At 73.8% G+C, this 12,007-nt stretch carries 6 protein-coding genes; 5 read left to right on the top strand and 1 reads right to left on the bottom strand.

Annotated elements, in window-relative coordinates:
- The first annotated feature begins 134 nt into the window (after positions 1-134).
- The 5 genes from ACZ4V1_RS17950 (at position 135) to ACZ4V1_RS17930 (ending at position 7,306) form a co-directional block, all read left to right on the top strand.
- Positions 135-959 carry an IclR family transcriptional regulator gene (locus ACZ4V1_RS17950; RefSeq protein WP_468336405.1) on the top strand — a complete coding sequence of 275 codons (825 nt, stop codon included), beginning with the start codon at positions 135-137 and terminating at the stop codon, positions 957-959.
- Between the two features lie 449 nt (positions 960-1,408).
- Positions 1,409-2,494 (top strand): S-(hydroxymethyl)mycothiol dehydrogenase, encoded by a 1,086-nt coding sequence (locus ACZ4V1_RS17945; RefSeq protein WP_468336402.1) that lies wholly within the window; start codon positions 1,409-1,411, stop codon positions 2,492-2,494.
- Complete coding sequence (locus tag ACZ4V1_RS17940; RefSeq protein ID WP_468336399.1) at positions 2,491-4,962, top strand: GcvT family protein; 2,472 nt, start codon at positions 2,491-2,493, stop codon at positions 4,960-4,962. Before ACZ4V1_RS17945 ends, ACZ4V1_RS17940 begins: the two co-directional genes overlap by 4 nt.
- Positions 4,963-4,973: 11 nt before the next feature.
- Positions 4,974-6,143 (top strand): N-methyl-L-tryptophan oxidase, encoded by a 1,170-nt coding sequence (gene solA / locus ACZ4V1_RS17935; protein WP_468336396.1) that lies wholly within the window; start codon positions 4,974-4,976, stop codon positions 6,141-6,143.
- Complete coding sequence (locus ACZ4V1_RS17930; protein ID WP_468336393.1) at positions 6,140-7,306, top strand: aromatic ring-hydroxylating oxygenase subunit alpha; 1,167 nt, start codon at positions 6,140-6,142, stop codon at positions 7,304-7,306. Before solA ends, ACZ4V1_RS17930 begins: the two co-directional genes overlap by 4 nt.
- Here the strand turns inward: ACZ4V1_RS17930 and ACZ4V1_RS17925 are convergent.
- Positions 7,295-11,956 (bottom strand): hypothetical protein, encoded by a 4,662-nt coding sequence (locus ACZ4V1_RS17925; protein ID WP_468336390.1) that lies wholly within the window; start codon positions 11,954-11,956, stop codon positions 7,295-7,297. The genes ACZ4V1_RS17930 and ACZ4V1_RS17925 overlap by 12 nt on opposite strands.
- Between the last annotated feature and the right edge of the window lie 51 nt (positions 11,957-12,007).

The raw sequence follows: 12,007 nt of genomic DNA, 5'->3' as shown, positions 1-12,007 counted from the left end.
CTTCGGTAACATGATGTTTCACATGGCGCACTGGAGAGCGCTATGCGCAACAGAATCCGGGCGGGCGCCCGTGACGTCAAGGGCTTCCCGCAGACGCGGTCCGAACGGGACCGCCAGGCAGTGAGAGTTGAGCCATGACCCGCACACAGAAGCAGCCCGACCATGGTGAGGAACGCGTGGAGAACAAGCAGGTGGGCAGAGGAGCGACGAGCGGCGTGCAGTCGGTGGACCGCGCCGTGAGCGTGCTGGAGATCCTGGCCCGGCACGGGGAGGCCGGCGTCACCGAGATCGCCGACGAGCTGGACGTGCACAAGTCCACCGCCTTCCGGCTGCTCGGCGTCCTGGAGAACCGCGGTCTGGTGGCCCAGGAGAAGGAGCGCGGCAAGTACTACCTGGGTGCCGGCGTACTGCGCCTCGCGGGGGCGGCGGCAGTGCGTCTGGACATCTCGCAGGAGGGCGTGCCCGTCTGCCGCGAACTCGCCGACGAACTCGGCGAGACCTCGAACATCGCCGTGCTGGACGACGACGCGGCGGTCAACGTCATGCAGGCCCGCGGCACCGCATCCGTGACGGCGCAGAACTGGCTCGGCCGGCGCACTCCACTGCACGCCACCGCCAGCGGCAAGGTGCTCCTCGCCCACCTGCCGGCCACCCTGCGCGAGGGCCTGCTGGCCCGCCCGCTGCACCGGTTCACCGAGCACACGGTCACCGGCGCGGCGGTGCTGCGCGGCGAGTTGGCGACCGTGGCCGAGCAGGGCTACGCCATCACGCAGGAGGAGCTGGAGATCGGGCTCGCGGCCGTGGCGGCGCCCGTCCGTTCCCACGACGGCAAGGTGATCGCCTCGCTCAGCGTCTCCGGCCCGGTGTACCGGCTGACGCCGGACCGGCTGCCGGACCTGGCGAAGCGCACACTGGCGGCGGGGGTCGAGCTGTCCCGCCGCATGGGCTACGGCTGCTGACCCGGCGCGGGGCGCAGCGGCACTGGACGATCCAGGCGCCAGGCGCACCTCCCGAGCGCGGTCCACGCGCAGGCCCAGGAGCGCAGCGGGCGAGAACGGCGCAAACGGCACACCGGCGCGCGCAGCACAGGCAGCACACCGGCACGGGCAGCGCGGACAGCACGACGGCACGGGCAGCGCGGACAGCACGACGGCACGGGCAGCGGCGCGGTACACGACGACGGACACGGCGACGGAGCGAGGCGAACCAACGGCGCGGGGCCGGGAATCCGAGTGGGATTCGGCCGGCCCCGCGCCGTTGGCGTACCCGGCGGATTCCGGCCTCGACGCCCCCTTCGCTCCTTTGCCAAGGGTTGGCCCGCACCCCTTGACGGCCGCTCGACAGCGTTCTCACTATGTTCCTCATAGCGCAACCCATCGTGCAATGCGCAACAGCAGAGGAGCTTGTCGTGTCACACGAGGTCCGTGCCGTAGTCGCTGTGAAGAAGGGCGCACCGGTCGAGGTGCAGACGATCGTCGTGCCGGACCCGGGACCGGGCGAGGTTCTCGTCGCGGTACAGGCCTGCGGGGTCTGCCACACGGACCTGCACTACCGGGAGGGCGCTATCACGGACGACTTCCCTTTCCTGCTCGGCCATGAGGCCGCCGGCACGATCGAGGCGGTCGGAGAGGGAGTCACCGATCTGCGGCAGGGCGACTATGTGGTCCTGGCCTGGCGGGCGCCCTGCGGCGGCTGCCGTTCCTGCCGGCGTGGCCGCCCCTGGTACTGCTTCGACTCCCGCAACGCCGCCCAGCCGATGACCCTGCTCGACGGCACGACGCTGACCAGCGCCCTCGGCATCGGCGCCTTCGCCGAGAAGACGCTGGTCGCGGCGGGCCAGGCGGTGAAGGTCGACCCGGCCGCGCGCCCCGAGGCGGCCGGCCTGATCGGCTGCGGGGTGATGGCCGGGTACGGCGCCGCCGTCAACACGGGCAACGTGGGCCGTGGCGACTCGGTCGCCGTCATCGGCTGCGGCGGCGTCGGCAACGCGGCCATCGCGGGAGCCGCCCTCAACGGCGCCATGAAGATCATCGCGGTCGACGTGGACGGCGGGAAGCTGGACCGGGCGGAGCGATTCGGGGCCACGCACACCGTCGACTCCCGTGGCACGGACCCCGTCGAGGCGGTCCGCGCCCTGACCGACGGCCACGGCGTGGACATCGCGATCGACGCGGTGGGGCACCCGGAGACCTTCCGCCAGGCCTTCTACATGCGCGACCACGCGGGCGTGCTGGTCCAGGTGGGCGTGCCCACGCCGGATACGACGGTCGAACTGCCGCTCATCGACGTCTTCTCACGCGGCGGCGCCGTCAAGTCGTCCTGGTACGGCGACTGTCTGCCGAGCCGCGACTTCCCGTTCCTCGTCGACCAGTACCTCTACGGGCTGCTGGACCTGGGCGCCTTCGTCTCGGAGACGACCTCGCTGGACCGGGTGGAGGAGGCGTTCGCCAAGATGCACCGCGGCGAGGTACTCCGCTCGGTGGTGGTCCTGTGAGTACCCACGCCGCCCACCGCTCCCACCGCTCCCGCCCCTCCCCCCGCGTGGTCGTCATCGGCGCCGGCATCGTCGGCTGCTCGCTCGCCGACGAGCTGACCGCGCGTGGCTGGAGCGACGTCACCGTCCTCGAACAAGGCTCCCTGCCCGCCCCCGGCGGCTCCACCTCGCACGCGCCCGGCCTCGTCTTCCGGACCAGCCCGTCCAAGACGCTCACGGAGTTCGCCCAGTACACCGTCGAGAAGTTCGCCTCCCTCGAATCCGACGGCGTGCCGTGCTTCCAGCCGGTCGGCGGCCTGGAGCTGGCCACCACCCCGCAGCGCCTCGCCGACCTGCACCGCAGGGCCGGTCACGCCGCCGCCTGGGGCCTGCGCGGCGAGATCGTCGGCCCCGCCCGCTGCAAGCAACTCTGGCCGCTCCTCGACGAGTCGGTGGTGCTCGGCGGCTTCCACACGCCCGAGGACGGCCTGGCCCGCGCCCTGCACGCGTCCCGCGCCCAGCTCGGCCGAGCCACCGCGCGGGGCGCCCGCTTCCTGGACCGGCACACGGTCACCGGCATCGAGCGGCGGGACGGCAGGGTCACGGGGGTGGTCACCGACCGGGGCGCCTTCCCCGCCGACCACGTGGTCTCCGCGGCCGGATTCTGGGGCCCGGTCGTCGGCCGCATGGCCGGGGTCGACGTGCCCCTGCAACCCCTCGCCCACCAGTACGCGCGGACCGGACCGCTGCGGGAGCTGAGCGACGCCACCGCGGAGGCCTCGAAACCGATCCTCCGGTTCCAGGACCGCGACCTGTACTTCCGTGAGCACACCGACCGCCTCGGCATCGGCTCCTACGCCCACCGCCCGCTGCCCGTGGACCCGTTCGCCGTCCCCGCCTACGACGAGGCCCGTGACCGGAACATGGAGATGCCCTCCTCCTACCCCTTCACCCCGGGCGACTGGGCGCCGAGCTGGGAGGACTGCCGACGGCTGATGCCCGCCCTGCGCGCTGCGGAGATCGAGTCTGGCTTCAACGGCGTCTTCTCCTTCACGCCGGACGGCATGCCGGTCCTCGGCGAGTCCCGCACGCTGCGCGGCTTCTGGCTGGCGGAGGCCGTCTGGGTCACCCACTCGGCCGGTGTCGCCAAGGCCGTCGCCGAGTGGATGGTGAACGGGCGCCCGTCGCTCGACGTGCACGAGTGCGACCTCACGCGCTTCGAGGAAGCGCAGCGTTCACCGGCTTACATCCGTGAACGGGGCTCACAGCAGTTCGTCGAGGTCTACGACGTCCTCCACCCCCTCCAGCCGATGGAGCGTCCACGCCCGCTCAGGGTGAGCCCCTTCCACGCACGCCAGCGGCAGCTCGGCGCGTACTTCCTGGAGGGCGGCGGCTGGGAGCGCCCGCACTGGTACGAGGCCAACGCCGGACTCGTGGAGGGCCTGCGCCTCCCCGACCGCGACGCCTGGTCGGCCCGTCACTGGTCCCCCGTCGCGGCGGCCGAGGCACTGGCCACCCGCGAGAAGGTCGCCCTGTACGACATGACCCCGCTGCGCCGCCTGGAGGTCACCGGCCCCGGGGCCCTCGACTTCCTCGACCGCATGACCACCAACAACCTCCGCAAGAAGCCCGGCGCGGTCACCTACACGCTCCTCCTCGACGAGAGCGGGGGCATCCGCTCCGACCTCACCGTGGCCCGCCTCGCCCCCGACCGCTTCCAGGTCGGCGCCAACTCCCCCGCCGACCTCGACCACCTGCTGCGCCACGCGCCCGACGGTGTCCACGTCGGGGACATCACCTCCGGCACCTGCTGCATCGGTGTCTGGGGCCCGCTCGCCCGCGACCTCGTCCAGCCGCTGACACCGGACGACTTCTCGCACGAGGCGTTCGGCTACTTCCGCGCCAAGGAGACGTACATCGGCCACGTACCCGTCACGGCCATGCGCCTGAGCTACGTCGGTGAACTCGGCTGGGAGCTGTACACCACCGCCGACCTGGGGCTGAGGCTCTGGGACACGCTGTGGGAGGCCGGCCGGGACCTGGGCGTGATCGCGGCCGGGCGATCGGCCTTCAACTCGCTGCGGCTGGAGAAGGGGTACCGGGCCTGGGGCATCGACATGACCGACGAGCACGACCCGTACGAGGCGGGCGTCGGTTTCGCGGTCCGCGGGGACAAGGCGGACTTCGTCGGCAGGGCCGCGCTGGCGCGCGCGGGCGAACCGGCCCGGCGCCTCACGCCCCTCCTCCTCGACGACCCGGCCGCCGTGGTCCTGGGCAAGGAACCCGTCCACGTGGACGGCGCGCCCTCCGGTTACGTGACCAGCGCCGCGTACGGCTACACGCTCGGCCGCTGCGTCGCGTACGCCTGGCTCCCGGCCGGTCTGGCCGCCGGCACCGGCGTGCACGTGGAGTACTTCGGCGAGAAGGTGCCCGCCACCGTCGCCGACGAGCCGCTGTTCGACCCGAAGATGACCCGCATCCGCCGCTAGGAGGCGCTCCGATGTCCCCCACCTACGACGTGATCGTCATCGGCCTCGGCGGCATGGGCAGCGCCGCCGCCCACCACCTGTCCGCGCGCGGCGCCCGCGTACTGGGCCTGGAGAAGTTCGGCCCGGTGCACAACCGGGGCTCCAGTCACGGCGGCTCCCGGATCACCCGGCAGTCGTACTTCGAGGACCCGGCCTACGTACCGCTCCTCCTGCGCGCCTACGAGCTGTACGAGGACCTGGAGCGGGCCACCGGCCGGGACGTCGCCCTGCTCTGCGGCGGGGTGATGGTCGGCCGCCCCGACTCGTGGACCGTCTCCGGCTCGCTGCGCTCGGCGCGCGAGTGGGACCTGCCGCACCAGCTGCTGGACGCGCGGGAGATCCGCCGCCGCTTCCCGACGCTCACCCCGGCGGACGACGAGGTCGCGCTGTACGAGGCCAAGGCCGGTCTCCTGCGCCCCGAGAACACGGTCGCCGCCCACCTCCAGCTCGCCACCCGGCAGGGCGCCGACCTGCACTTCGACGAGCCGATGACACGGTGGGAGCCGTACCGGGACGGCGTGCGGGTGCACACCGCCGAGAACACCTACACCGCCTCCCGACTGGTGATCTGCCCGGGCGCCTGGGCACCGCGGCTGCTGGGGGATCTGGGAGTGCCCTTCACGGTCGAGCGGCAGGTCATGTACTGGTTCCAGCCGAGGAACGGCACCCGGCCGTTCCTCCCGTCCTCCCAGCCGATCTACGTCTGGGAGGACGCGGCCGGCGTCCAGGTCTACGGCTTCCCGGCCATCGACGGCCCCGGCCGCGGTGCCAAGGTCGCCTTCTTCCGCAAGGGGCGGGACACCACCCCGGAGACCATCGACCGGACCGTGTACGACCACGAGGTAGAGGCGATGGCGGAGCACATGTCCGGCCGCATCCCGGACCTGCCCGGGGCCTTCCTCAAGGCCGCGACCTGCATGTACACCACCACGCCGGACGAGCACTTCGTCATCGCCCCGCACCCCGCGCACCCCGACTCGGTCACCGTGGCCTGCGGCTTCTCCGGGCACGGCTTCAAGTTCGTGCCCGTGGTGGGCGAGATCCTCGCCGACCTGGCCCTGACCGGCGCCACCACGCACCCCATCGGTCTCTTCGACCCCGCCCGACTCGCCGCCGCGCCCGCCGGAGGAGCACTCACGTGACGACGACTCCCCTGTCCCCCAGCCTCATCGCGACCCTGCCGGGCCACTACTACACCGACCCGGAGGTCTTCCGTCAGGAGCAACGGCACGTCTTCGAGTCGATGTGGTTCTGCGCCGTCCGCGGCGCCGACCTGGACCGGCCCGGCGCCTTCCGCACCGTGCAGGTCGGAAGCGAGAGCGTCGTCATCACGCGTACCCGCGCGGGTGAGTTGCGCGCCTTCCTCAACATCTGCCGGCACCGCGGGGCCCGGCTCTGCCTGGCGGAGTCCGGCGAGGTGCGCCGCAGCCTCCAGTGCCCGTACCACGCGTGGACGTACGACCTCGACGGCAGGCTGGTCGCCGCGCCCGGCCTCACACAGATGCCGGACGTCGACCGTTCCGCGTACGGTCTGGTCGGGGTCGCCCTGCGCGAGTGGCTCGGCTACGCCTGGGTGTGTCTGGCCGAGGCGCCGCCCTCCTTCGAGGAGACGGTGCGTGGCGCGGTCGTCGAACGGCTCGGCGACCCGGCCGCGATCGAGCAGTACGGGACGGAGAGCCTGGCACTCGGGCGGCGCGTCAGGTACGACGTGCGGGCGAACTGGAAGCTGATCGTCGAGAACTTCATGGAGTGCTACCACTGCGCGACCATCCACCCCGAGCTCACCGACGTGCTGCCGGAGTTCACCGACGGTTACGCGGCTCAGTACTACGTGGGCCACGGCGCCGAGTTCGGCGAGGACGTGCGGGGCTTCACGGTCGACGGCAGCGCGGGTTTCGGCAGGCTGCCCGAGGTGTCGCAGGACCAGGACCGCCGCTACTACGCCGTCACCGTCAAGCCGACGGTCTTCGTCAACCTCGTCCCCGACCACGTGATCCTGCACCGCATGTTCCCGCTCGCCGAGGATCGCACGGTCGTCGAGTGCGACTGGCTGTACGCGCCCGAGGTCGTGGCGTCCGGGGCCGATCTGTCGAAGTCGGTCGAGCTGTTCCACCGGGTCAACACACAGGACTTCGAGGCGTGCGAGCGGACCCAGCCCGCCATGGCGTCGCGGGCCTACCGCGCCGGCGGGGTCCTCGTGCCGACCGAGCACCACATCGGCACCTTCCACGAGTGGCTGCTGGAACGGCTCGCCGGCGACGACGGCGGGGCGGGCTCGACGGCTGAGCCCGCGCTAGGCGGGTGACTGGGTGGGCCGTTTGAACATCCGGGTCGCCGTGATCTCGCTGTGCACCGTCTCTGTCTCGCCGTCGCCGGCCGGGGTCGGCTGGGGCAGTCCCGGCCTGAGGTGCTCCTCCACGCTGATGTACTTGAGGCCCGCCCTGAGGTCGGCGTCGTTGCGCAGCCGGATGACCAGCGGGAACTCGGCCAGCGCGGTCGTGTCGAACAGGCCGGTGGTGTAGAGGAGCTGGACGCCGAGCGCGTCGGACACGGCCCGCTGGAGCTCCAGCAGGTAGGTGGCGTTGGCACGGCCGATGGGGTTGTCGAGAAAGAGGGTGCCGGCGTGCCGGTGCCGGTCGCGGCCCCGGTCGTTGCTGCGGAGCGCGGCCATCGTGCAGTACAGGGCGATGGCCGCGGTGAGCAGCTGGCCCCCGGAGAAGACGTCGCCCATCTGGCCGACGGGGACGCGCTCGGCGCGCAGTACGGCGTCGGGCTTGAGGATCTCCACGGCGACGCCCTTCGGCTGGAGGGCGGCGGCGACGCCTCGCAGCAGCAGTGACATGCCGTCGCGGCGCAGGTCGGAGTTCTTCTTCACGGCGGCCCGGGTGGCCTCGTCGACGACCTCGCCGAGCCGCTCGGTGAGCGTGGCCTGATCGGGTTCCTCGAAGCGGATGCGGAGGAACTCCTGCCCGGACCACTCACCGAGGCCCTCCGGCAGCCGGGAGAGCCGCTGGGCGGAGCGGAGGGTGGCGAGGGCCGACTCGACCAGGCCGCGCAGCCGGTCCACGATCGAGTCGCGGTTGCGTTCCAGCTGGGCCAGCTCGTCGGTCAGGACGCGGAGGCGGGGCGCGAAGGCGTCCGCCCACTTGCCCGCGTGCTCGGGCAGCGCGGAGGCGGGCAGCTCGCGGATCTGCTGGCGGGCGGGGGTGCGCACCTGCTCGTAGCGGGTGGAGTTGGCGTGCCGGACGAGGACGTCGCTCGCCTCGCGCACGGCGGCCTCGGCGGCGGACAGGTCGGCGGCGCAGCCGCGCAGCGAGCGGCGGACCTCCGCGGCGGACTGGCGGGCCTCCTCCAGGCCGCCCGGGTAGGGCTCGGGCTCCTCCTGCTCCTCCTCGGCGGCGTGCTCGCGCAGCAGGTCGCGGAGCAGGGCGGCGACCTCGTCGAACCCGCCGGCCGCGTCCTCGGCGGCCCGGTGCGCGTCGAGCAGTTCGGCGTGGGCGTCGCGGGCCTGGGTCAGTGCCTCGTTGTGGGCGGCGAGTTCGGCGGTCGCCGTGCGCAGCAGGCTCTGGGCGTGTTCGGCGTCGCGCGGGAGGAGTTCCTCCGGGAGTTCGGTGTGGGCGTCGCCGTCCTCGGGCGCGAGCCGTTCGGCCTCGCCGCGCAGCCGGCCGAGCTGTTCGCTCGCGCTCGACACGCGGGTCTCCAGGAGCTGCACCAGTTCCTCGGCGCGGGCGGCGGCGGCCTGCCGGGACGGTCCGTCGGAGCCGTCGGGCGACTCCAGCAGCTGTCCGGCCCTGGTGCGGACCTTGTTGCTGAGCCGGTCCAGTTCGGCGCGGGCCGCGCTCTCGTCGCTTTCCGCGCGGGCCTGCTCGGCCCGCAGGTCGGCACCGACTCCGACCTTCTCGTAGAGCTGGGAGGCCGCGCGGTAGGCCTCGCGGAGGGCGGGCAGTGACGTCTTCGGCGCGCTCGTGCCGTCGTCCGGTGCGTCCTGCGGTACGTCGTCGGGGGCGCCGGCGATCTCGGAGCGCTCGGCGCGCAGCGTGCGGGCGGTGCGGCGGGCGTCGTCGGCGGCCCGCTGGGCGGCGCGGCGGTCCTCGTCGGCGGCGCGGGCCCGCTCCAGGCAGGCTTGGGCGCGGGCCTCGGCCTCGGTTGCATCGTCGGCCAGTTCGCGGAGCCTGACCTGCCAGCCGGCGCGCTCACGCAGCCGGAAGGCGAGTCCGGCGAGGGCGTCGGCGGCGCGGCGGGCCTTCTGCGCGGCCTCCTGCCGCTCGTCCCGCGTCCGTACGGCCTCGGCGGCGCTCTCGTCGGCCTCGGCCCGCACGGTGCGCGCCTCGGTCAGCTCGGCCTCGGTCTCCTCTGCGAAGGAGCGCGCCTCCCGCGCGGTCCGCGCCAGTTCGGCGAGTCGTCCGGCGGGGCAGCCGGCGCGCCAGGAGGAGAGCCGGGCCGCCAGCTCCCGGTCCTTGCCGAGCCGGGCGGCGAGGGCGCGGATCTCCTCGTCGCGCTCGCTCGCCCGCGCGCGCAACGCGTGTCGCTCCTCGTCGGCGGCGTGCTCGTCGTGCATGGCGGGGTTCGGCGGTACGAGGAAGACGTCCCCGGTGCCGGAGTCCGGCGCCGGGGTCGGCGCGAGCAGGGCGGCGGCCGTGCCGACGGCGACGGCGGAGCGCGGCAGCAGGGCGGCGTCGCCGAGGACGTCACGGGCGCGGGTGTGCGAGTCGGGGTCGGTGATGATCACGCCGTCGACCAGCTCTGGCCGGGCGGCCAGCACGCGCGCGTGGTCGGCGGGGTCGACGGCCTGCGCGAGGTAGCGCCAGCCGGGCAGGGCGGGGATGCCGTGCTCGCCGAGGAACTCGACGGTGGCCAGCACGTCCGGGCCGGGCGGCAGCAGTCCGCCGTCACCGAGCGCGCCGAGGATGCGGGAGTCGTCGGCGGCGGCGGTGCGCAGCTCGAACAGCTGGCGTTCGGCGGCGGAGACGGTGTCGTCGAGCAGCTCGCGCAGCTCGTCGGCGAAGCGGTCGAGCTCCTCGGGGGTCAGCGCCCCCTCCGGTGCGCCGGCGGCGGTCCGGTCGTCGCGGTCGGCGTCCTGGCGGGGCTGGGGGATGCCCGGGCGGGTCTCGGCGGCCAGGCCGAGCAGTTCGGCGAGCCGTTCTTCGGCCGTCAGGGCCTGGGCCGTGCGGTGCTCGGCCTGATGGGCGCGCTCGGCGGCGGTGGCCGCGTCCGCCGCGCGGGCGGCCGTCAGTTCGGCGCGGCTCTCCGCGGCGGCCGCCTCGCGCGCGTGCTCCGTGGCCCGGCGTGCCGCCTCGCGGGCGGTGTCCCAGGCGGCGACGGTCGTCTTCTCGGCGTCGCTGGCCGCCAGGGCGGCGCGGGCCGGGTCGGCGTCGGGCGCGCTGTCGTCGAGCCAGCCGGCGCGGACGGCCTCGGCGGTCTCCTGCTCGACCTCGGTGAGGCGCTGGCGCAGGTGCCCGGCCTCGCTGCGGGCGCGCTGCGCCTCGGTGGCCGCGGTGGTGGAGTCCCGGTGGGCGGCGTCGCTCACCTCCTGGAGGGAGGCGGACCGCTCCTCCTCCTCGTTGGCGTGGTGCTCGGCCTTCCCGGCCGCCGCGTGCAGGGCGCGGACGAGTTCGACGGCGGCCTTGGCACGGGCGGCGAGCGCGGGGGCGGCGTCCCGCTCGGCCTCCTGGATGGCGGCGGACACGCGGGCGACGCGGTCGGCGGCGGCGCGGTGGCGCAGCACGGCCTCGGCGGCCTGCCAGGCGGCGTGCAGGGTGCGCGCGTCGGCGAGTTCGCGCTTCTGCGCGGCGGCGGACTTCTCGGCCCCGGTCAGGGCCAGGGAGGCGTGCCGGTAGGCGAGTTCGGCGGCGATGCGGGAGCTGCGGTCCCGCGCGGACTCGGCGTGCGTGACCGCGTAGGCGGCGGCGGTGACCCGCTGGGCGAGATCGCCTGCCCGGACCCGCTCCTGGGCGCCGCGGGCGGAAAGCCGGCGGGCCAGGGTCCTGGTCCGGCGTTCGGCGGCGGTGTGGATGTCCCGTGCCCGGGTGCGGGCGTCGGCGGCCTCCACGATCCGGCCGAGGAGGTCGACGGACCCGGCGGTGAAGTCGCGCTCGGCGATCAGCTCCGCACGCCGGCCGAGCTTGTTGCCGAAGCCGCCGACCAGGTCGGCGAGTCCGTCGGTGTCGCGGGTGTCGGTGACGGCGCGCAGCAGCAGGTCGGTGAAGTCGGAGTCCTTCTTGACGGCGAAGAGGCCGGCCGCCTCGCCCTCGTCGGCGTTCATCTCGCGCTGGTAGCGGAAGAGTTCGGGGTCGAGGCCGAGATCGCCGAGGTGCTCGATCCAGCGGTCGTGGATCTCCTCCCAGTGCACCTCCAGGTGCGGGTAGGTCTTCCCGGCCTCGGTGATCGCGTCCCGGAAGCCCTTCATGGTGCGCCGCCGGCCCCGGGCGCCGGAGACGCCCTCGACGGGCGGTCGTACGGCGGTGGCCTCGGCGACGGGCAGGTTGTCGAGGGTCAGGCCGGGGCCGGGGCGGAAGGAGTACCAGGCCTCGGCGAACTTGCGCGGGTCGCCCGAGACCTGGCGGCCGCGCCACTCGCTGGCCTTGCCGACGACGACGCACTCGCCGGTCTGCACGTGCTGCCATTCCAGCGCCACGTGACCGCAGTCGTCGGCGAGCAGGAACTTGCGCAGCACGCCGGAACTGGCGCCGCCCAGGGTGTTGCGGTGGCCCGGCAGCATCACCGAGAAGATCAGCTTCAGCAGGACGGACTTGCCGCCGCCGTTCTCCAGGAAGAGCACGCCGGCGGGCGCGGGCCTGCGCGGCGGGCCGACGGGCTCCTCCTCGAAGAACTCCGCCTGCGTGGGGGCGGGATCGGGCACGGGCTCGCCCACACCGCGCAGGTCAAGCACGGTGTCGGCGTAGCGCGCACCGGCGGGTCCGATGGAGTAGAGGCGGACCCGGGACAGCTCGTACATGGCGGACTCTCGTAAGTCTTCGGGAAAGCGGGGGTGCGGGGGGCTGGGCGG

This window comes from Streptomyces sp. NPDC028991, assembly GCF_055564775.1.
Note: the sequence above shows the minus strand (reverse complement) of the source record. Positions and strands in the feature narration are given on the sequence as shown.